The following is a 21,834-nucleotide window of genomic DNA, read 5'->3' on the forward strand; positions in this document are numbered from 1 at the left end:
GTGGCGGCGATGGCAGGGCCCGGAATGCCACGAGGAAGTCGAAGAAAGAATGCGCAATGACCGATGAAACCCATGTTGCTGCCCCGCCGTTAGATCCAGAGATTGCGGCGGCGCTGAGCCATTTTCCCGTTGTTTCTCATCCAGATGTGGGCCCTGAAACGCTTGCGGTGTTTCGCTCATGCACTTTGCCAATGGAGTTGTCCGATGAGGTAGAGCGCGTCGACATTGTCGTGCGTTCAGACCCGGAACTTAGCGTGCGGGTTCATCGCAAGAAGGGAGAGCTGCGAGCCAATGCGCCTTGCGTTTTTTCAGTGCATGGGGGCGGATATGTCGCGGGATCTGTTGATATTGACGACGGATTTTTTGATGCGCTGTGCCAAAAAACTGGCTGTGTCGGCATATCGGTTGACTACCGACTTGCGCCCGAGGCGCCTTTTCCATTGCCCTTGGAAGATTGTTATGCGGCCTTGGCCTGGGTGTTTGCGAACGCCGAAAACCTGGGAATTGATCCCAAACGCGTTGGAATTCACGGCATCTCAGCCGGGGGCGGGCTTGCAGCGGCTCTTGCCTTAATGGTCAAGGACCGCGGTGAGTATACCCTCGCATTTCAGGCATTGGATTGCCCCATGCTGGATTGGCGCCAAACCACAGTATCAAGCCGCGCAGAAGGTTTGGTGGGTTGGACAAAAAAGTCCAACGAATTCGGCTGGCGATCCTATTTGGGCGATCTTTATGGCACTGACGATGTGCCTTATCTGGCGTCGCCTGCATTGGCCGAAGACCTATCTGGCTTGCCGCCAGCCTATATAAGCGTAGGAGGCGCAGACGGATTTCGCGATGAATGTGTGGCCTATGCCCTTCGCATGGGGGAGTGCGCAGTGCCTTATGAACTGCATGTGTTTCCCGGCGCGCCTCATCCCGTGATGCTGTTTCAGAACACCGATGTTGGTGCGCGATATGTGCGCGACAAAATGCATTGGCTGGCGCTCAGAATTGAAGAGACCAAGGCGCAAAGCTAGCGACTAGGCTCAGACCTCAATTGTTCCCTTCAATCGCTTTGGCTCTCTGACGCAGTTCAAGCGCAACAGAGCGATAGTAGTTTCGCGCTGGAACGTTGAACACTTGTTGGGCGCGGGCGTCGAGAATGTCGGCGCGCTCAATCATAAGGTCTGGGTCTTCAGGAGAGAGCTGGATCAGATGATCGGATAGACGCAGAGCCCATTGGAATTCGCCCGCTTCAGATGCTTTCTCCATAGCTGCTTTGACAGCATCAAACCCGCCTGCAAGCCCCACAAATCGGATGGATTGCTCTTTGGGTGGGAGCGGGAATAGGGTTGTGGGGTTCCCGTCAAACCAACCCAGATAACCATTGAAGATGGATCTGACAGCCCAATCAGGATGGCCATAGTAAGGCTTTAGATAATCTAGATCGGCGTACTTTTCGGGCAGTTGCACAAAGGAAACCAACTCATCTGGGGTAAGGCCAAGCTCAATCCCTTCGATGGTCTTGTCGAAGACAAATTTGACCGCATCACGGTAATTGGTGAGGGTTTCCCTCGTTTCGGCTTCTCCCAAAATTGGGCGGGTATGCCCCGCCACCAAATGATGGGGCTCCTTTTCCAGCATGGCGCTGAGGCTGTTTATCCATGCGTTGACATCGCGGTAAGCCGTTCCGCGAATGGCATAAAGATTGGGCCAGGATTTATAGAAATTGTCGCCTGAGAAGAGCACCCGCTCACCTTCGAACCAAACGAACAATTGGTCGTCGGTCTCGCCGTCTGCGGCCACCAAGTCCAAGTCTAGACCAGCGACAGATAACGTGATGCTATCCCCGCTGAAGACGTGGGTCGGTTCGATGGGCGATTGGGGTTGGGATTGCGGTGCTGGGAAGTAGCGCGGCGTTACCCCGACATGGTCAATTCCCTCTTCTGGGACCAGCACCCCAAATTGCCGAAACCCGCGCAATTGGAATATCCGTCTTAGGCCAGCTTCCGCAAAGGCGCTGTCTTCGACATGAAAGGGAGTTCGCGACCAAATTTGCGTGCCGTCTTCGACAAAGGCACTTGCCCCGCCTGTGTGGTCATTGTGGCCATGGGTGAAGATGATCACCTTGACCGGCAGATCACTCACCTTGCGAAATTCGTCTATCACCGCCTGGCCCGCCTGCGGGTCAAGGTTGGTGTCGACAATCACAAGCCCATCGCTGCCAACGATCATTGATACAGGGCTCAGGCCATAACCAACAGCGGTGTAGACACTTTCGCTGACGCGGATGACTTCTTGTTCAAACTCTGCGTTGCGGCGTTGCAAGGTTTCGAGGATCTGCACTTCGTCTTGAGCAACGAGCACAGGCGCTTGGCACAAGGCAATGGCCGTGAAAAGAGCTTTTGTCCGCGACATCATGATGCCGAAATATTGCTGCTGACCCGGACGCAATCATCGGGCATCATGTCCATGTTCCAACCGGATTGCGGGCTGTTCTCAATCGAGGTGTCAGTGCCGCCAATCGCGTTCCACCACACACGGGCAATCGCACCGTCAGCAATCTGGAAGCCGACGACCCAATTCCAACGCCGAGCGTCCGCACCCAAATTCCAAAGTCCAGTGGCAATCACAAAATCATCTTGACCAATAAGGTGGAGCCGCATCCCGCTTGCCGCGTCCCCATTTGTTAGGGCCGCGAGCCGTTCCTGCACCTGTTGAGGCGTCAAAGTGACATCGCAATCGTGAATGTCATGCCAGCGGGAGGTTGGGGAGAGAAATGGCGCCACATCGCCCCCAGACGCAAACGCATCGAACCAATCTTTGATCAATTGTTTATTCGGATCCAGATTGCTGTGATCTTGATCCGGAATTGCGTCATCTTTCCATGAGTTTTCAGGTTTGGGATAAGCAAGCGGAGCCTTCACACCCATTCCCGGCAACCAGGTTTCGGATAGCTTCCCGTTTTCCAAACGAAACAGTTGGACCCAATCCCACTCCTGCCCATCGGTAAAGGCGAGAAGGCCAATTGCTCCAACGAAATCGCCATCAGCAAAAAGCCGATATTTGAAATCAGCCGTGTCCAAGTCTTTGACGAATTCGCCTACAAGCGAGGAGTAAAGCGTGCCCGGCAGGGCAGTTGCAGGTCCCGATGGATCATGGCGCAGGTACACCTCATTCGTGAATTGTGGGATCTTCTCAGCTGCGCATCGACCCCACATATCGTTGTACCAACCTTGCATATTGGCGATGTTTGCTTGCTCGGTTTTACTCATTGGTTGCTCTCCTCAATCGCCACGGGGAATTGGTCCAGATAATAGGCAAACTCCTTGCGGATATCCTCGCGGGTAAGGTCGAAGTCGGCCTCCATGTCGTAGACAATCCGCGCGCCGGTGCGGCCCCTTGTGTGGGCATTGGCCCGTTCTTCGACCATTGCCCGGCGCGCCGCGTCATACGGTTTCCCGATCAGATCAAAGACGGGCTTAATGCTGGCGTGATAATCCTGCATGAATTCGCTGAAATAGATGTGAGCGCACCGGCCTTCAAAGCGTTCAGCGTTGGCGCACAGGCCTTTCAAAAAGCCGTGCTGCATCCGCAGCGCGCGGTCGATGATTTGTTGCTTTGATATGCTCGAATAAAATTGACGCCCCGCGTAACCAATCAATGTCAAAAGCGAGATGAAAACCGACGCTGGATCGCGGTGAGTGAAGACCAGTTTGGCGTCAGGAAACGTCTGATCAAGCGCGGGGAGACCGCACATATGATGCGGCGATTTCAGCAACCAGCGTTCGTTTTCCTCGGCACGTTTGAGCCAGCTGATCGTCTGCATGAACCTGCGCAGCATTTTGTAGCTGTCGATCTGATCTGAGGCATAGAGTGCGCGATCATGGTTCGGCACATCGCCAAAGAATGACATCGCGACACTATGACCGGCGTGGATCATAAATTCGATCTCTTCGGTCTGTTCATCGGCCCCAACATCATAAATCTGTTGGCGATAGGGGGCCAAGGACAAGATGAAATCGTTGGCGGCAAACCCCTCTTCAATCCGCTTGTCTTCTTCCTCCCCGCGCAAGACAGGTTGGGAAGGGAAAGGCGTGTTGCATTCCCACTTAGTGACCGAGGTGAAACCGGGTTGTGAAGAAAGAAGTTGCAACAGATACGTCGTGCCCGATCGCGGCATTCCTGCAACCACAAGCGGTGGATTGACCGGGGTTGCTTCAATCTCAGAATTGGCCTTACGAATGGCATTCATCCGGCTGACTTGGATAATGCCGTGAACGGCGGCCAGCTGATAGAAGAAGCGGCCCACTTGGTGGACGGGCGCGTTGCTTATCGACTCCTCAAATACTCGCGTGAAACGCTCAATCTGACCATCATCAATATCAATTGGCACATCCGATTGAGCCTTTGCCATTTCCAGCAAAGTGTCTTTGTCGAGACGAATGTCCTGACCTTGAAGTTGGGATAGCAATGCGTTGAACGCATCTGTCTGCACCGGCTTGTGGAGGTCGGTGATCCGGATTTTCTCTATCTGTGGTTCTTTGGATACCATATGTTCAATAAGTTCCATTTTCCAACGGTTTACGGTGCAATTGCTTGTTCTGCTTCATCGTCCTTGCTCTGTGACATATGCTCCGCGATGCCCAATCCTTTGAACGACCCGTCAAGCTCATATTCCCAAAGCGAATATCCCAAATGCGTGGTCATCCCATCGCGGCGATTGCGCAGCGGGATGAAGTCGATTTTGCGCCCTTCAATCACGTGGGTTGCGCCATTCGATAGGCCGACTTTGGCGCGCATCGCATGGGGTTCGCGTCCGTCTTCTTCATAGGAGGTATCGATATCGAGCTCGGTAACCTCGTGAAGGATGCCGGGTCCTTCGTGCATGAAGTATTCAAGACCCCCTTCGGTTTTGAAAAGGACAAACCCGCGATCTTGGTCAAAATTCCCAGTGTAGAATTCGTGCTTGGGAAACGCCTGCCAATTGCGTGGGCCCCAATTGTGATCGCGCCACCCAAACCCATCGATCGCCTCTGGACCCTCCCCAGCAATTTCGATGCTGCCCTCAAGCCGGGTGAGCTGATGAAGCCCTTTCGTCTGAGCAATTGCATCCATGCCTTCGTCCAAACTATCGCGTTGATACCGAAACTCCACCATCGGCGACTTGCCGTAATGCGTGAGGTCCAATGCAAGCGCATACGAAGGCTGTTTGAACGCGAGTATTGGGTTTGCCAGCATGTGAGGGTCACAAAGGCGGAAGGCATCGCCATCATAGCGAGAGCGGAACTTCACTCCTCCAGCCTCCAAGACTTCTAGGTTCCAATTGGAAACGGTCCAGGAAGTATTGCCAGAGATTTCTGGGCGCTCGAACTTGAAATAAGCCGAGCCGTCGCCGGCGAAATAAAGAACGGTCGCTTCCGCATACCCTTGGTTGGGACGGTTTGCGACCCGGATGATCCCGCCCACATTTTTCCCGGATGCCGTTCGTCCTGCATAATAGAACAGGTTGGACTCGCTGAAAGTCTGATCAGCCTGCACCTTGTGGTGCCAGTCATCTTCGGCCGAAAGGTCCCCCAGAATTGCGACTTTTGAAACAGAAGTCATTAGCGGTGTTATCCTGCAACGAAGTGGTAGGTGAGCGGCTTATTGTGGGCGGTAGATGCGGTATTCGACACGGCCCTCAGCCAATGCTCGGCCGCGACCGACAAAGAACGCCGTATTGACCCAGCGATAACGATCGTCGCCTGATTCCATCTTTAGATTGATGAAACAGTCCTGATCTTCGAACTGGGTTTCTGCTCCCTTGGCCATCGCCTTTGAAAGGGCATCAGACAGCTCCAAGAAGCCTTCATATTGCAGATAAAGAAACGCGCCGTCGCTTGTTTCGATCTGCCCGCGCGCGTCGATCCGCAAATAACCATCTTCGCCGACAAGCGACCAATCGCACGCGCTTTGAACCTTGCCGCTCATCCGTTCCCCGGTAACTTCCCCGCTCTCAATCTTATGAACGATCCGGTTGCCGTAGGGCCCCTGTCCAATCGGCGTTGGTAGGGCGGCTGCTAAGTTCATCGTGAATTCTTCGACCAGCTTCATGTCAGCACCTGAAGTGTTTGATGTTGCATCACAGCTTCGCCTGAGCGGATAGGAGCTGCTGTTTATAATCGATGATCCGGGCCTGCGCGCTGCCATCGATCAAGAGGATAACGGTCAGCATCGCAATCGCTGTGATGACGCATGCTCTCCAAACGGGGGCATCGAGGAAATAGATCAGGCCCGCACACACCGCGATGATGATCGGGATCGCGGTAAAGACCACGGTCTTATACTCGCTCAGCACCCCTTCGATGCGCAGAAGCTCGGCGGCGATGAATGCGCTTGCATCCTCATTAAACGCAACCGGAAATTCAGCGATCCGAACCTGATTGGCGTAAACAAGGCCCACTCCGATGATAATCAAAAGAGAGCCCGCGACCAGCATGGGGATGACATAGGCTCTGGCGATCTCGGTTTTGCCCAATTGCCAGAAGCCGGCACTGGCCAAAAGAAAACACATTGCGAACAAGATGAAGAATGCCGAAGAAAATGCCTCGGCCTTTGCCCAATCGGTTGCCGTCTTCAAAATTTCCATTACTGTCTCCGGGTGCCTCGAGTAACTAGCTGAAAGATCAACATTCACAGCACCTCGGCATAAGCGTGTAGGAATGCATTTTTGGCCGACTGATCACCGATGAGCGTTGCGTCACCCTCTTCGAGCACGGTGATGAGCTTTACTTGACCTGTCGCAATCAGTGCCCATTGCATGGACCCGAACGACAAAGTGAGGTCCTCGTCGGCGGGCGCCTCAGATATGAATTCTACCGCGCCGTTGCGGATAAACAGACCGAAGGTCCGATCGATGTCGGTCATGTCAATCCGAACGGTCAGGGTGAGATCGCCTGCCACATCGGGATCGATCGTGTGTGTCAGGCTCTGCAAGAACGTCTCTGGCGGTAAGGCCGCGACCATTTCAGCGGTGAGCACTGCTGGTGCCAGACCGAGAGTTTCGTCAAACTCGATCGAGCCTTCCAACCTCAAGGCTTCGGTCAATATGAAGTTGCGAGTTTGTATTCCGGTAGGCGTAGCATAGGCCATTCTTCGCAATGCTTTCGCCTTGATCCTGCGCGCATCGTGATGCTCGGCATCGGCATCGAGAACGTAGGTGGCGAGGCTTGCGGCAAGATTGTACCGCCCCTCGTCAAGAATGGTCTGGGCCCGTTCAAGCAGAGCGTCTGCCCCGCCAAACCCTGCAACGACCTCTGCACCCATCTCTTCCTTGCTTGGCGGATGCAGGTCAGCGGGATCATTCGCCCACCAGCCGATAATGCCGCGATAAATCCCACGAACAATATGCTCTGCATCGACATAGGCAGGATAGAGTTCCGGGTCATCTTCAAGAGCCGGGGGTAGCCTCAGTGCTAGAGCAATCTCGTCGGGCCCGAGGCCTCTGTTAATCCCCTGCACGGTCTGCTGAAAAATAAAGGCAAGAGCATCGCGGTGCTTTGTCGCCAGATCATAGACCTGTTGGCGCCCGCTAACTGGCGCCCCATGACATCCGATGAGATGTTCAGGCTTAAGGGCACGCACTTTGTCGATAGAGGCAAGGATATCTTGAGGCGCGCGATAAAAGTCACCGCGCAGCGTATACATCGGGAAAAGGAATGGCATGATAGCCGTATTGTGAACGACCGCATCAAGCTCTGGCAGATGGATGATAAGGCTGTCTTCAGAATCCGCGACAACATGGTGGAAGACCACTTTGACACCATCAATGATCACTTCTTCGCCATCACTAACGGGATGAGTCACGGGCACATGGCCGCGCGCGTTCAACGCGGCGTCTTCGAAGGTTGGTTCGGGTATCGCCAGCTGCGCATCGGGGCCTTCTTTAGGCAGATGAGCACCAAATTGAATATGACCGCGCCGAAAGCTTCCCGTCGCCGTTAAAGAGAATAGGCCAAACAAGTTTCGATCAACATCGGGATGACCGTAGATCGGGATATCGCTGCCTTGATGGCTTTTAAGGATTGCCTGTGAACCCGCCGTATAGTGGTGGTGGGTGTAGATGATCGCGACAATGGGTTTTTTGCTGAACTGTGCCTTCATCCGCAAGGCTTCGTAAGCAGCGCCATTGTTTGGTCCGGTATCAATCAAGATCAAGCCAGTATCACCCTCGATGAAAGTGAAGTTGGAAAGGCCATAGCCGACGATTGTATGGATATTCTCGCCGACCTTGTGGGTTTTTACGTTCGCCCACGGCCCCGCGGAGACAAATTCCGCGTAGTCCGCATTAACCTGTGCGCCATTGTCTGCAGTGACGACCTTGTGGTCTTGGCCTCCGCGATAAAACTCTGACTGCTCTGTCATTGCGGGCTCCTTTGGTTGAGCATGCGCAGATGTATTGAGGGACAAAGAAACGGCTCCGAGTACAAAGGCACATGCCCAATGCCGCCGCCCAAGTGACCTAACGCGCGGCATTATGCGTGCTTGCGCTCAATGCTGATCTGAAACTTGTCGATGTAATCCTGATATCTCTCGCGAATTTGATCACGCGTCACACCGAAATCACGTTCAGGATTGTAGACCAAACGGCCGCCATGTCGCCCGCGCGGGTGGGCATCGATATAGGCCTGCAACTCGGCGCGCGCCGTCTCAGTAAACGGGAGATCAACCGCCGCGTAAATGCTCTCTAGCGTGCCCATGACATCGGCCATGTAGTCACCAAAATGAACCTGCGTGATTGATGCCGTTTCAAGACTATCGAAATCACGGACCAATCCGCCGATCATGCCGTCCGCCATATCAATTGCGACTTGATAGCCTTGGCTAGGATCAACTTGATCGTGGGTCGCGCGGAACGCATAGGCGTTCATTGTCGCGTTCGAGACGGTAGACGAAGCCGGATCGCGGTGCGTGATGATCAAATGGCAATCGGGAAAGGTACGCGTCAGCTCAGGCAAGAAAGCCAAGTGATGCGGCGTCTTGAGAACCCACTGCTTGGAACTGCTTTGCATCCAATTGAGCGCCTGCAAGCTTTTCTTGATGAGCCCATACATCGGGGCAGGGTCCATCTCTTCATAAAACCACCGGTTCCATTCCGGGGTGTAAGCTTGCGGCATAAGCGTGCAGGGACAGCCCGCCATTCCCATAAAGCACAGCTCTTCCATCGCATCTGCGAAAGAGATGTCGTACATTATCTGAGTGAGAGGCATGACCGCGTGGATCTCGGCCATTGCCTGCCTGCCGATTTCCATGAGGTCTTGCTCACTCATGCCGTCCATTGGACTGCCATCCTTGGGCGGAAACGGTGTCTTGGACTCCCACATACTAAGCGATCGCAAACGTGTGTCGCTGGCCATGATATTGGACAGGTTCGTCGTTCCAGACCTGGGGATGCCTGCAATGATGATCGGAGCTTCGATCGCAACATCGCAAATCTCAGGGTGTATCGATATGAGGTTTTCCAACCTGCTTCGCTGGACCAGCAAGTTCGCAAATTCCCCAATAACGAATGCTTTTCCCGCGTCAGAGAATCTCCCCTTGCGGTCCCCTTCTGTCAAAAAACGCTCGAGCCTGCCTTCTAACTCATTGTCCCGAAACAAAGGCACATCACAGGTTTCATCAGCGAGTTGGACAATTCCTTGCATCGAGAACTCAACGGGTAGGCTGGCTCGTTGGGCCAGAACATTCTGACCCTCCTCAGATATTTCGGGGCTTGCCAGATCATCGACCGTAATGGTCTTCATGTTATGTCCCTCCCTCCTTTGCGCGCATGTTTAAAAGCGCGTCTTAACTACCGAATAGCTCGTTGGCGTTTTCGAGGCTTCCTTCGCCTTCCAGATCAATACTCGCGCTTGCATTGGTGTTGCCTGTCATCCCAAGCCCAAGCCATTCGATCAGATCAGGGCTGAGCGCAGCTTGGGTCTCTGGCGACAAAGCAACATTCCAATTCCATTGCGGACGAATGAAAGAGCGGCTGTAATATCCAAACAGCATCGCCCGTTCCTTATCCTTGGTCTTATTCATGCCCGAGGTGTGCCAAAGCCGTCCGTCCATAACGATGACGCTTCCAGCTTTGGCCTCAAAAGGAACCATGTCTTGCGCGATATCGGTGGGAAGGTCCGCCTTGCGTTCGAAGCGATGACTTCCGGGCAAGAACAAGGTCGCTCCATTCTCGCGATACACATCGTCCAAGCACCAAATTACATTGAGACTCCACGGCGAATGCCAAGGCTCAGGCAGGACTAGAGAAAGATCGGAGTGAATGGACATCGAACCGCTGCCCGGTTTGGCTATATTTGCGGTGAAGCTGGAAATGAGGAAATCTTCGTCGAGAAGCTGCTTGGCGATATCGACAGCCAAGGGGTGTGAAATCAGATCGACGAAAATCGTGCCGATATCCAGCAAGTTGAACACGCGGACATTTTTATCGTTGGGGTCCAATCCTTCGATATGGGTCGGCATGCCCCGGCGTTCACTCTCGGCAACCGCATCTACTAAGCTGCGTCTAACTTGGGCGGTTGTCGATGCGTCCAACACATCATCGATCACACAATAGCCCTGCTCTTCATAGCTTTTCTTGTGGCCTTGCGTGAACATCTGGAAACTCCTTGGCTAAGTCAGCGAACGTCAAACGCGACCTTGATCGCACCAGATTTATTGTCTGCAGCGGCTGCAAAACCTTCTGCCGCGCCCTCCAGCGGATAACGGTGCGTGATGATCGCATCGGCGATATGCGGATGCTCTGCCAAAACTCGGGCCGCTTCGACAAAACTGCGATCAGGCTGTGTGCATTTGTAGGCGACCGAGGTGATAAGGGTGATTTCCTTCCGATATAGGTCGGGTGCAATCGGGGTCGGTTCTAGGAAGTTGCCAAGCAATAGAATCCTGCCATTGGGTTTCAGATGTTGAACCGCCTGAGCGAGCGAGGCTTCATTTCCGGCCGCATCAATGACAAGATCATACCCGTCACCAACCTCAAGCTCGGCGCCAAGCTTTTCCGCCGCATTTTGCTGGTGAGGGTAACGCGCCGTAATCGCCACCTTGATGCCATGCGCCTTTAGGCAGGCGGCACTCGCCAATCCAATGGCACCGGCGCCAATGATGAGCACCTTGTCTTTGTCGCTCGCCCCAGCACGTTGCAATCCGCGAACGCAGACGGCCACAGTTTCGACCAAATTGGCGTTCTTAACGTCCAATCCCGACGGTAACTCCACCACAGAGCTTTCCGGTACGATCACCTGTTCGGCCATGCCGCCGTCCATTGTGAGACCAGCGACCTTGGGGAATTCACCTGAACTGCAATGCTCGATAAGCCCTTCCTCACAGGCAAGGCATTGGCCACAGGAGTGGAAGGGTTCGATTGCAACGGCTGTTCCGTTTGCAGTATAACCTGCAAATTCATGACCAATAATCCGGCCCTCCAGCATGCCCGTGGGCAGCAAGTTAAGGTCGGTTCCACAAATCGAGCTGGACACCACATTGATGAGAACACCGTCGTCTTGTGGCTGGTCACAATTGATGAACTCAGGTTTGCTGTCGACGATCCTGATCGCTTTCATCCGGAACCGCTCCTTGACAGTCGGCAATCTACAGACACCTCAATTGGCTCGATTTTCGACATTATGCCCTTCCAGACGGGCATGGTGTCACATCAACCAGCACACCATTTAGGTGAGCCATTCCTGAGATTGGCTCAATCGAGCTGGAGCCATCGGGCAAGATTACATTAACATTCGCGCCTTGGGTTTCTCTAGCAACGCTGAGGCCGTCAGCATTCTGATGTCCCCATCCATGCGGCACACTGACGGTGCCCGGCATGAGATGCGGATCAAACTTCACCGGCACACGGATGGAGCGGCCATTTGCGCTAACTTGCGCGAGTGCGCCTTCGTGGAGCTGACGAACATCTGCGTCTTCGGGGTGGATGTAGAGGTAGTTTGTCTGCCGGTCGCCCTTCACAAAGGCAGGCACATTGTGCGCCCAGCTATTGTGGGTAAAGCGCTCCCGTTTCTGGATCAGCTTGAGCGCGTTCCTGTTTTCGAGCTCGCGCTCATAGGTGGCGTCGAGCTCATCGACCCGCGCCACAAGAGCAGGCGGAGCAAGTTCCACCTTGCCTGACGCGGTGGCGACACGCTGGCCTAGATAATCCCCTGGCTGATTTTCCTCGAGCGCAAGCCCATCGGAGTGTTTGCGCAACCTGCCGAGCCCACCAAGCCCGGCCTGCCGCGTAATCAAATCGAAAAAGAGGTGGTCGAGCGACTTGAGATTGCCGATCAAAGGAAGCTTTTTCAGGCCGCGCGCAAGGGCAAACAACAGCGTGGCTTTTCGCGAACCGAAGATTGGCCTGCCTGCTGCCGCGCTCATCCGCTCAAGCATCCATGCTTCGTCGCGAGCATCACCAGGAGCTGCGATGACCGCGTCAGTGAACTGGACCCACCGCTTGGGCATGAGGCCCATCATCGAGAAAAAATAGAAGGGCACGTCGGCCCGCTCGAGCCCGTGGAGGCCCGGCAAAATATAGTCGGCATGCTCGGCCGTTTCGTTGCGGACTATGTCCATGCACACGAGCAATTCAAGATCGTCAAGCGCCTCGGCAAGGCGGTCGCTGTTTGGAAAGCTGAGAAGTGGGTTTCCAGCCATGTTGATCATGGCCCGGATGCGTCCTTCTCCCGGCATGAGGATTTCATCAGCGAGGAGGGCTCCGGGAATCTGGCCAATAACGTAGGGCACATTGTCGATCCGGGAAAATTCCTGTTCCTGATCCATCAGATCAATCGCCAGGACTGGCTTTCCAGCGAGCGTGCCGCCTCTTTTGTCAAGATTGCCGCTGACCGCGTTGATGACTTCTTGCAGCCAGAATGTGAGCATTCCGAACCGGGTTTGATTAACGCCGGTCGAGCAATAGATGGCGGCGCCATCGGCATCGAGATAGCCTGTCACCAACTCGCGCAGTTTTGCCGCTGGAATGCGCGTGACCGCTTCCACTCGCTCTGCGGTCCAGCGCTGAACCATACGCTCGATTTCGGAAAAGCCGTTCATTTGTGCGTCGACGCGAGAGCGATCAATCTCACCGCGCGAGATGATTTCATTCAGGAAACCAAGCAGGAAGAAGGCATCGGTTTCAGGGCGAATAGCGACATGCTCGCCCAAAGTCAGAGCGCTTTCGGTCTCTCGGGGATTAATCCAGACGACCTTGCCGCCGCGTTTCTCAATCTCCCCTAGCCGCTCTATCGGACGCGGCATGTTGATGAAACTCATTTTTGAAATCTTGGGGTTCGTGCCCACCAGGATCATGAAGTTCGAATGGTCGATATCGGGAAAGGTCTGTTCGTTAGGGCTCCCATAGATGAGATTGGCAGCGGCAAATTTGTTGGCGCAATCCTGAGTGCTGGGTGAAAACTTCTTCTTCGATCCGAACGCTTTCAAGAAACCTTCCATCAAAACGGCAGGCCAGAGGCTGAAAGCAATTGGATTGCCCGTGTGAAAGGCGATCGCATCGCCGCCATCGCGCGTGTGAATTTCCTTGAGCTTTGCTCCGATCTCGCTGATCGCCTGGTCCCAGCTAATCGGCACAAACTTACCATCCACCTTCTTAAGCGGCTCGGTAAGCCTGTCGGGCGAGTGGACAAAGTCGCCCATCTTCAAACCTTTGATACAGGCATATCCCTCGCTAACGACATGGTCGCGATTGGGTTTGATGTTGGCAATGCGCTCGCGCCCGGCGCCGTCATCCCCGACTTCGACGATGAGCCCGCATTGTGCCTCACAGATTCGGCAGAAGGTCTTCTGCTCTCTCATTGACTATCCCATCCCGCCAATCTTTCTCTCAACTTAGAGCATAACACAGGCACTAGTGACACACGAGACGAAAAATGAGACAGGTGTCAGAAAGCCTACTGAGGGGTAAGCAATGAACGGCAGAAGCGCATCCGGATTGGGTCAAGGATTGGACGAAGCAAACCTGATCGCATTTATGAATGAGCGGGTTGAAGACTATGCCGGGCCCCTCACGATCAGACAGTTCGCGGGCGGTGCGTCCAATCCCACCTTCAAGCTTGAGACACCGAGTAAGAGTTATGTGCTTCGGCGAAAGCCCCCGGGCAAACTGCTCAATGGTGCCCATGCGGTAGAGCGCGAATACCGGGTCATTAAAGCGCTCGAAGGCACAGGCTTTCCTGTCCCGCGCGCTTATGCCCTTTGCGAAGATACAGCTGTGCTCGGCTCAGCCTTTTACATTATGGAATGCGTCGAAGGTCGCATATTTTCCGACTTCCGTTTGCCCGGCTTTGAGCCGGAGGAACGCAGGGCTTTCTTTGCGTCCCAAAGCGAAAACCTCGCCAAATTACACAAACTTGATCATGTGGCCTTGGGTCTCGAAGACTTTGGCCGTCCCGGCAACTTCTTTGGTCGTCAGATCGCGTTGTGGTCGAGGCAATTTGAGAACTCATCGGCGCCGGCTCCACCAACGATCGCAAAGCTCATTGATGCCATGCCGGGCGCGATACCTGAAGGCGAAGAAGCATGCATTGTGCATGGCGATTTTTTGATCCAGAATTTGCTCGTCCACCCGACAAAACCCCAAATCGCAGCCGCGCTCGATTGGGAACTGAGCACCATCGGGCATCCGCTGGCTGATCTCTTCTACAATGCCATGCCCTACTACATGCCGGAAAGTGCTGGGATGAGGAATCGCAGCTATGTGAACTGGGACTTTGAAGGGGCGGGGATACCTAGTCTGGACCAGCACCTCCAAAACTACTGCGATCAAGTGGGAAGGGGGCCAATTGAAAACCCATCCTTCTACAAGGCGTTCATCATGTTTCGGTTGGCTGGTATTGTGCGTGGCATCATTGACCGGATCAAAGGCGGAAACGCCAATGACCCGCGCGCCAACGCAGATCAGTTGACCCGTCAACTCAGCGATTTGAGCGATGCAGCCTTCCTGTTCGCGCAGGAAGCTGGCGTGATTTAAGCCAAACGACTACGGACAGCTTCAGCCTGTGCCATGACATTCTGAACCAGCTCCGCGCAGGTCGGGATGTCGTGTACCAGCGCCTGACTTTGCCCTGCTGACCAGATGCCGCCGTCCATCTCACCCTGAGCAAGGACGTTCTCGCGGCCACGCGCCCCCGCCATGAGGTCTTTCACATCGTCAAATGTTGTGGTCGGATCGCGCTGGATTGTGGCAACTTCTTCCGAAACCGCATTGCGCGCTACGCGGGCGGTATTGCGCAAGTTGCGTCCGACAAGAACTGTGTCGCGCTCGGTGTTGTCGACAATTTGCTGTTTCACATTCGGGTGGATCTGTGCCTCTTGCGTCGCGCAAAAGCGTGTGCCCATATTGATCGCATCTGCGCCCAAGGCGAGCGCTGCGATTAGGCTGCGCCCGTCGGCCATACCGCCGCTAGCAATGATCGGCGTATCGGGAAGAGCATCCACTGTAGCGGGTAGAAGCACCACTAGACCCACGTCGTCCTCACCCGGATGTCCGGCGCATTCGAACCCGTCGATGCTGATCATTTCCACGCCCTTTTTGACGGCGGAGACCGAGTGGCGCACGCTTGTGCATTTGTGGATGACGCTAACACCGGCCTCGTTAAAGGCGGGCATGTGATCGGTTGGTGGGCGGCCTGCGGTTTCGACAATCTTCAGACCGCTTTCGATGATCGCCTCCCGGTATTCATCATAGGGGATCGGATTGACCGAAGGCATCAGGGTCAAGTTCACGCCAAAGGGCTTATCTGTCAGCTCGCGCGTCTTAGCGATTTCGTCTTTAAGCGCTTCGCCGTCTTTGAACATGTGTGCTGTGATAAAGCCAAGCGCACCCGCATTAGCGACGGCCGCAACAAGCTCGCCATATCCGACACCTGTCATACCGCCCATCAAGATCGGGGTTTCGATGCCAAATTTTTCGGTGATGCGAGTTTTGATCATTTCTCTCTCCGCTGAACATTTTTTAGTCGCCTCGGTGTGGCGGCTAGAATTCAATTTGTGCGCTGCGGCCATTTGCACCGCGCCTGTTCACCTATTCTCAGACTTCGCGTCCGTCCGAATAGGAAGCGCGGCAACCCAATGGGCTGCCGCGCCCGAGATAACCAATTCGCCATCGAATTGGCTGGAGAGCTCACGAAGCAAGTCTCGCTGAGACCGGCTCAGCTATATTTGATGACAATGATACAGGTATCATGATTTGTGTCAAACACGGGTTACAATAAGTGTTCTTTGTATCATTCACTCTCTGCGTCTATAAGTTTTCGAGAGCACTGCGAGTCTGGGAGTGATGCAATGCGGGACTTCGACACGATTATTGAAGGCGGATTTATCGTCGATGGAACCGGTGGTCCGGGCACGTATGATGATGTTGGGATCGTGGGAGATACAATCGTTGAGGTTGGCAACCTGCGTTCTCGCCAAGCGGCACAGCGTATTGATGCGACAGGCAAGATTGTAGCACCCGGACACATCACTCAGCACACGCATTATGATGCTTCGCTATTCTGGGACCCCTATTGCCTTGATGCTGGCCGCAATGGTGTGACTACTGTGGCAAATGCCAATTGCGGATTTGGAATTGCTCCGGTGCGCGAGAAAGACCGTGAGCGCTTGATGGGCATGCTCGAGACGACCGAACAGATCCCGGTGGCGCAGCAGCGCAGCGCCCTGCCATGGAACTGGGAGACGTTTCCCGAATACCTCGATCAGGTTCGCAGCCTCGCCAAGGGCGTTAATGTCCTGACATATCTGCCGCTAAACCCCCTTCTCGTTTATGTGATGGGAATTGACGCGGCAAAGACTCGCAGTCCTAACGCGGAGGAAATGGCTGAAATCCACCGCCTGATTAATGAAGGCATGGATGCAGGGGCAATCGGCATTTCGATGTCGGTGATGGGGGCAGAAGGCAATTCACACGTAGACATCGACGGTAGCTCCATGCCCACAGATCTCGATGGATCATGACGCGGTAATTGAAATCTGCCGCGCGCTAGTGGATCGCGGCGAGGGTGTCATCCAGATGCTCCCACAAATCGTCTATTTCGGTGATCGCTCCATAACCGAGCGCGTGGCCGATCTGGTCAAGGGCACCGGCGTAAGGGTCATCCACAATACGTTTCTAACCCACGACATGCTAACCGATATCGTGTCCTATGATCTCGATTGGCTCAATGGCATGCGAGACAAGGGTTGCGAGGTCACAGTCGGCTGTTTGCTCAATCGGGGCTGGGTGGAAAACGGCATCAAAGAGCTCGATTCAGCCGGCGGACAATTGCCCGCAATCCGTCAGATCGTCGCCTGCAATTCGGACGAGGAGATCCTCGAACTGATAGGCAATGCTGACTTCGTCAAAGGCTTTGAGGAGCAATATGCAGGCGCTGGCCCATCGAACGGCGCAGCGGGCCTGGAAGGGCAAACAGTCATCGATGTAGGCGACGACCAAGATTTGAAGCCATATCTTTTCAGAACTTTAGGTGAAGTCGCCGAGCAAACCGGTCAGAGTGTGGTTGCTACCTTGCTTGATCTGGGCGTTAGATCAGGACTTAAGCTTCAGCTAAAATCTGCACCGATTTCAGCAACCAGTCCGGATCAGGCTCTGGCTTATCTGGCGCATCCCGCCGTTATTGGAGGTGGCTCTGATGGCGGAGCCCATACCAAGGCTTTTGGAATGGGCCATTACGCCACCGATCTGCTGATCTGGCTGGTCCGCGAAGAGAAGCGGCTATCGCTCGAAGAGATGCATTTCCAATTAAGCCTAAAGAGCGCCAAGTCGCTAAAGCTGAAGGGGCGCGGCGCGTTGCTGCCTGGCTTTAAGGCCGATGTCCTCGTTTATGAGTTGGACAAATTGCACTTTGACCAAAGCCAATATGAAATCGTCCATGATATGCCGGGCGGTGACTGGCGCCGCCAAGCGCGGGCTGGTGGGTATGATTTGGTGTTGGTGAACGGAGAGGTTACACACAGCGAGGATAAGCCAACCGGTAAGACGCCTGGTCACCTTTGCCGGGTAACCACAAACATGAGCGAGATGTTCGCGGAAGCTGCCGAATAGGTGCAAATTCCTTTTCACGCGGCAGCCTTTAGACTATCGGCGCACTTCAAAGGAGTTTGTAATGCTTCACAAAGCCAACGATCTTGAAGTTAGGTCGACGGATAAAAAGCAGGCCAAAAAGAAGGTCACCGATGCGGCCATTCGTTGCTTTAAGCAATACGGGCCGCAGCGCACTTCTATGGAAGATATTGCCGAAGAGGCCGGTATCTCGCGCAAGACGCTCTACCGGATATTCGATGATCGACCTGCGCTGATTGAGCATATTCTCAGACAAAGAATGTATGAACTTGCGAAGAAAGTGCGCAAAAAGCTCTCTGAAATCGCAGACTTTGAAGAGGCGATGGTCGAAGGGGCGATCTACGCTGTCCGCGTGAGCAGCGAGGATAAGCTGTTCAATGACATCATTAAAAAGGACACCAACCACCGGGTGGAGCTATTCCTTTTTGGTCCACGTGACCAGCTCATGCACGACATGATCGCATTGTGGGCGGACGTCATCAAAGCGGGACGCGACAAAAATTTGATCCGGCCTGAACTTACGGATGAGCGCATTATTGAGCTGCTCAGCAACGTGCATTCATTGCTACTTGTCCGCGACGACTATACCGAAGCACAGCAACGATCGTTCCTCGTTGACTTCTTGCTTCCGGCGTTGCGTCCGCTTTAACGCGGCATTGAACCAGCTTATTTCATCTTGAACTTGACCGGCAGTGATTTGAGGCCAGTCACAAACGCTGCCTGAGTGTATGTTGGCTCCGCTGTGAGTTCTATAGACTCAAGGCGCGGCAAAAGCTCGTTGAAGAAGCTGGCGATTTCAAGCTTCGCCAAGTGCATACCAAGGCAAAGGTGGGGGCCTGTGCCGAACGACAAATGTGGATTGGGTTTACGCTCAATGTTGAAGGTGAAGGGATCGTCATAGACGTCCTCGTCACGGCACGCAGATTCGAACATCACAGCGACATGCTCGCCCTTGCGAATGAGCTTGCCGTCAATCTCAACATCTTCTGTCGCCGTTCTGAAGAAGTGTTTGACCGGCGCAACCCAGCGCAAGAACTCGTCGATCGCTCGGGGCATCAATTCTGGATTATCGCGCAGCTTTTGAAGCTGGTCCGGGTGGCGGATCAATTGCAGCATACCACCAGCAGTAGTGGCGCTGGTTGTGTCGTGACCTGCCGTTGCAACGATTAGGAAGTATCCCAAAATCTCGGCATCTGGGAGAAGCTCTCCGTCGATCTGCGCGTTTGCCAATGCTGTTGCGAGATCATCTCGTGGGTTTTTACGGCGGTCTTCGATGATTGGGGCAAAGAGCTGATGGAACTCCATCATGGTTGCCGCCATCCGAGCCATAAGCTCCTGGTCATTGTCGGCGAAATCTTCGTCGCTTGATGCAAAATTCTGCTGCGTCAGCTTAAGGATCGTTGGATCCATCTCTTCGGGTAGGCCCGTCATCGCGTTGATCACGCGCAGCGGATAGAGGAAGGCGACATCCTTCGCGAAATCGCATTCCGGTTGAAGCGTCGCCATCCGATCAACGAAGGTCTTCGCAATTGCATCAACGCGCGGCTTATCCGCTTTGATCCGGTTTACCTTGAACCATTGTTGAGTGATGGAACGGCGTGTGCGGTGTTTGTCGCCGTCCATGTTGACCAAAGTATCGGCAGGACCGGTATCGCGGCCAAAAAGCTCGATATTTTTTTGCTCTTGTGCGATGGTTTGCAGGGCTGGGCGCGGGCCAGCAAGGAATTTCTCTGGGTTGGTTTCGATGAACCGAACCGCTTCTGCTTTTGACGCCAACCAGATTGGTCGAACGCCTTCGGGCTCAACCCAAATCACGGGTTCTTCCTTACGCACTTGCGTCAGAATCTCGTGCACGTTGTCGGGATTGGTATATGTCTCAGGCTCCAGCAATTTTGCCGCGCGTTTCGCCAATTCCATCAGATAGATCCCTCGATTTATTTCTCGCCCGAGCCAAATTTGCACGCGCAGTTCAGTGTTCGCGTCCAACCCCAAGGTCGGCCGTTTTGATACCCATCGTACTGCTCATCACAGCCATCAGACAGTGATCGAACGTTCGCATATCATCGCGTTTGACACAATACGCAAATTTTGTAACTCTACCCTCAACAAGTCAGAAAATCAGAATTTGAATTGGGAGAATGGAATGTCGGCATATTTGATCGGTTTAGTCGAGGTCACAAACCCATCGTGGCTGGCTGAGTATTCTCAACGAGTTCAAACGCAGTTTGCCCAGATCGGCGCTAAGTACCATGTGCGCACAACCGAAATTGAGCGGTTGGAAGGCGATAAACCAGTCCCAATGTCGGCGGTGATTATCGAATTTCCGTCAATGGAGGTGGCACGCGAATGGTACAATACTGATGAGTATCAAGAGCTTGTCGCTCTGCGCAAAACTGGTGCAACCGCTGATCTATGGCTCACTGAGGGCGTATAGGTTTCGCTGAGGTCTGCGCTTTCGCTGCTTAGTCGGGCTTAGGCGCGGCCTTATCATTGCCGATGCTGCGCACACACAGCGCGGTGGGTATCAGCAAAATCAGCAAGGCAATCCACGCCATCTGATAGCTTCCATAGCTATCGTAGATGCGCGCAGCGACGAGCGGCCCTAATGCTGCGGGAAGCATCACGAGGATCAAGATGCCCTGAATGCGTCCAAATGATGCAGGCCCAAAATTGTCCGCCACTATCACGCCCAGCATCGGCAGCATCCCACCAAGCCCAATCCCCAGCACGACTGCAACGGCGAGCAGTGAGGTTCTGCCCGGTCCAATCCCAATCAGTATCGCTAAGCAAATTGCCACAAGCAACGTCACAAGACCCAACATTGTGCGATGGGATAGCTTGTCCGAGATATATCCAATGCCGAGTTTGGCGAAGATCATAACGGTTGCCATCACTGATATGTACCAAGCCAGTTCGGTTTGCTCGATCCCTGCATCTGCGCCAAGCGGAGCCAGGTTTTGCTGGACGGCTGTGATCGCAAACGACAGCAGAAGAAAGCTAATCCCAACAGCCCAAAAGACCTTTGAACGAAGCAGCTCCTTCGTTGTCCATTCACGGGTGGGCTGGGACTCTTGGCTTTCCGCCTGTTTTGCCGGTTGTCCTTCGTGAACGAGCCCGGCTTTCTCGGGGGAATCGAGCACGATCAAACTCGCCAAAGTGATGGTCGCGAACGCGATCATAGCAAGGATCATATTGGCCTCTCTCCAGCCGAAATCTTGCAGGAATGAGGCGACAAGAGGCGGTAGCAGCAGCCCTCCTATAGAGGTGCCCACCGTACTGATCCCCATCGCGACGCCGCGTCGTCTTCCAAACCATCTGGCGACCAGCGTGGCCGCGGTGACCGTGCCAGCCCAAGCCATGCCGACCACCATTAGGACGCCGTAGATTAGGGCAATTTGCCAAAAGCTCGTGACGAAGGTCGACAGGGCTAAGGCGGCTGAAAAGCTCAAGGCTGCGAACAGCATCAGATATCGGATTGGGAACTTATCGAGCGCTTGACCCGCAATCGGCGCAAAAAGGGCATTGGCCACTTGCACCGTGAAAAAGACCATCATCGCATCGCTTCGCCCGATGCCGAAATCCTTGGTCCACGGTTCGATCCAAAGGGTGAAGCTGTAAATGTAGATGCCGAAAATGACTGCCTGAGAGATCATCCCAGCTGCGACAATGTTCCAGCCATAATACCAAGGTGTTTTGATGATCATCAGCCTTGCGCTCTATTGGAATGCAAAGTCATATGCACGGCCAGC

20 protein-coding genes are annotated in these 21,834 nt (G+C 54.1%); 6 read left to right on the forward strand and 14 right to left on the reverse strand.

Translation table 11 applies throughout. The features are described 5' to 3' along the window. The first annotated feature begins 56 nt into the window (after nucleotides 1-56). A complete protein-coding gene (locus tag AC0V6L_RS08950; protein WP_486153929.1) occupies nucleotides 57-1,019 on the forward strand; it encodes an alpha/beta hydrolase in 963 nt (320 codons plus the stop codon). Nucleotides 1,020-1,035: 16 nt separating this feature from the next. Here the strand turns inward: AC0V6L_RS08950 and AC0V6L_RS08955 are convergent, their stop codons facing one another. The 11 genes from AC0V6L_RS08955 to AC0V6L_RS09005 all read right to left on the reverse strand — a co-directional run bounded on the left by AC0V6L_RS08955 (nucleotide 1,036) and on the right by AC0V6L_RS09005 (nucleotide 13,821). Next, a complete protein-coding gene (locus AC0V6L_RS08955; protein WP_486153930.1) occupies nucleotides 1,036-2,403 on the reverse strand; it encodes an alkyl sulfatase dimerization domain-containing protein in 1,368 nt (455 codons plus the stop codon). Then, entirely contained in the window at nucleotides 2,400-3,257 is an 858-nt protein-coding gene (locus AC0V6L_RS08960) for a hypothetical protein (RefSeq protein ID WP_486153931.1), read from the reverse strand. The genes AC0V6L_RS08955 and AC0V6L_RS08960 overlap by 4 nt, the downstream gene beginning before the upstream one ends. Beyond that, on the reverse strand, nucleotides 3,254-4,555 hold the full coding sequence (locus AC0V6L_RS08965; RefSeq protein WP_486153932.1) for a sulfotransferase family protein: 1,302 nt from the start codon (nucleotides 4,553-4,555) through the stop codon (nucleotides 3,254-3,256). Before AC0V6L_RS08965 ends, AC0V6L_RS08960 begins: the two co-directional genes overlap by 4 nt. An 11-nt stretch (nucleotides 4,556-4,566) precedes the next feature. Further along, complete coding sequence (locus AC0V6L_RS08970; RefSeq protein ID WP_486153933.1) at nucleotides 4,567-5,589, reverse strand: DUF7064 domain-containing protein; 1,023 nt, start codon at nucleotides 5,587-5,589, stop codon at nucleotides 4,567-4,569. A 39-nt stretch (nucleotides 5,590-5,628) separates the two neighbouring features. Beyond that, the gene (locus AC0V6L_RS08975; protein WP_486153934.1) at nucleotides 5,629-6,078 is read right to left on the reverse strand and encodes a DUF3237 domain-containing protein; all 450 of its coding nucleotides are present in this window, start codon (nucleotides 6,076-6,078) and stop codon (nucleotides 5,629-5,631) included. A 28-nt stretch (nucleotides 6,079-6,106) separates the two neighbouring features. Further along, nucleotides 6,107-6,613 carry a hypothetical protein gene (locus tag AC0V6L_RS08980; RefSeq protein WP_486153935.1) on the reverse strand — a complete coding sequence of 169 codons (507 nt, stop codon included), beginning with the start codon at nucleotides 6,611-6,613 and terminating at the stop codon, nucleotides 6,107-6,109. A 44-nt stretch (nucleotides 6,614-6,657) separates the two neighbouring features. Further along, nucleotides 6,658-8,388: an alkyl sulfatase dimerization domain-containing protein gene (locus AC0V6L_RS08985; RefSeq protein WP_486153936.1), complete on the reverse strand. Its 1,731-nt coding sequence runs from the start codon at nucleotides 8,386-8,388 to the stop codon at nucleotides 6,658-6,660. 110 nt (nucleotides 8,389-8,498) lie between these two features. Next, nucleotides 8,499-9,767 carry a sulfotransferase family protein gene (locus AC0V6L_RS08990; protein WP_486153937.1) on the reverse strand — a complete coding sequence of 423 codons (1,269 nt, stop codon included), beginning with the start codon at nucleotides 9,765-9,767 and terminating at the stop codon, nucleotides 8,499-8,501. A 43-nt stretch (nucleotides 9,768-9,810) separates the two neighbouring features. Next, the gene (locus AC0V6L_RS08995) at nucleotides 9,811-10,620 is read right to left on the reverse strand and encodes a phytanoyl-CoA dioxygenase family protein (RefSeq protein WP_486153938.1); all 810 of its coding nucleotides are present in this window, start codon (nucleotides 10,618-10,620) and stop codon (nucleotides 9,811-9,813) included. Between the two features lie 20 nt (nucleotides 10,621-10,640). Beyond that, nucleotides 10,641-11,582, reverse strand: coding sequence for a zinc-dependent alcohol dehydrogenase (locus AC0V6L_RS09000; protein WP_486153939.1), 942 nt, complete (start codon nucleotides 11,580-11,582; stop codon nucleotides 10,641-10,643). Nucleotides 11,583-11,643: 61 nt separating this feature from the next. Then, on the reverse strand, nucleotides 11,644-13,821 hold the full coding sequence (locus AC0V6L_RS09005) for a molybdopterin-containing oxidoreductase family protein (RefSeq protein WP_486153940.1): 2,178 nt from the start codon (nucleotides 13,819-13,821) through the stop codon (nucleotides 11,644-11,646). A 112-nt stretch (nucleotides 13,822-13,933) separates the two neighbouring features. Between AC0V6L_RS09005 and AC0V6L_RS09010 the strand changes: the two genes are divergently transcribed. Continuing rightward, on the forward strand, nucleotides 13,934-14,995 hold the full coding sequence (locus AC0V6L_RS09010) for a phosphotransferase family protein (protein WP_486153941.1): 1,062 nt from the start codon (nucleotides 13,934-13,936) through the stop codon (nucleotides 14,993-14,995). On the opposite strand, the gene AC0V6L_RS09015 is transcribed toward AC0V6L_RS09010, so the two are convergent. Further along, complete coding sequence (locus AC0V6L_RS09015) at nucleotides 14,992-15,957, reverse strand: NAD(P)H-dependent flavin oxidoreductase (RefSeq protein ID WP_486153942.1); 966 nt, start codon at nucleotides 15,955-15,957, stop codon at nucleotides 14,992-14,994. The genes AC0V6L_RS09010 and AC0V6L_RS09015 overlap by 4 nt on opposite strands. A 351-nt stretch (nucleotides 15,958-16,308) precedes the next feature. On the opposite strand from AC0V6L_RS09015, the gene AC0V6L_RS09020 reads away from it, so the two are divergent. The 3 genes from AC0V6L_RS09020 (at nucleotide 16,309) to AC0V6L_RS09030 (ending at nucleotide 18,734) form a co-directional block, all read left to right on the forward strand. Next, complete coding sequence (locus AC0V6L_RS09020) at nucleotides 16,309-16,980, forward strand: amidohydrolase family protein (RefSeq protein ID WP_486153943.1); 672 nt, start codon at nucleotides 16,309-16,311, stop codon at nucleotides 16,978-16,980. A gap of 55 nt (nucleotides 16,981-17,035) precedes the next feature. Then, nucleotides 17,036-18,067, forward strand: a complete 1,032-nt coding sequence (locus AC0V6L_RS09025) for an amidohydrolase family protein (RefSeq protein ID WP_486153944.1) — start codon at nucleotides 17,036-17,038, stop codon at nucleotides 18,065-18,067. Between the two features lie 61 nt (nucleotides 18,068-18,128). Continuing rightward, a complete protein-coding gene (locus AC0V6L_RS09030) occupies nucleotides 18,129-18,734 on the forward strand; it encodes a TetR/AcrR family transcriptional regulator (RefSeq protein ID WP_486153945.1) in 606 nt (201 codons plus the stop codon). 17 nt (nucleotides 18,735-18,751) lie between these two features. On the opposite strand, the gene AC0V6L_RS09035 is transcribed toward AC0V6L_RS09030, so the two are convergent. Further along, on the reverse strand, nucleotides 18,752-20,002 hold the full coding sequence (locus AC0V6L_RS09035) for a cytochrome P450 (protein ID WP_486153946.1): 1,251 nt from the start codon (nucleotides 20,000-20,002) through the stop codon (nucleotides 18,752-18,754). 55 nt (nucleotides 20,003-20,057) lie between these two features. On the opposite strand from AC0V6L_RS09035, the gene AC0V6L_RS09040 reads away from it, so the two are divergent. After that, entirely contained in the window at nucleotides 20,058-20,519 is a 462-nt protein-coding gene (locus AC0V6L_RS09040; RefSeq protein ID WP_486153947.1) for a DUF1330 domain-containing protein, read from the forward strand. A 28-nt stretch (nucleotides 20,520-20,547) separates the two neighbouring features. Here AC0V6L_RS09040 and AC0V6L_RS09045 read toward each other — a convergent pair whose 3' ends face one another. After that, nucleotides 20,548-21,789 (reverse strand): MFS transporter, encoded by a 1,242-nt coding sequence (locus tag AC0V6L_RS09045; RefSeq protein WP_486153948.1) that lies wholly within the window; start codon nucleotides 21,787-21,789, stop codon nucleotides 20,548-20,550. Nucleotides 21,790-21,834: the final 45 nt, after the last annotated feature.

It is taken from the genome of Erythrobacter sp. JB1-15 (genome assembly GCF_057365035.1).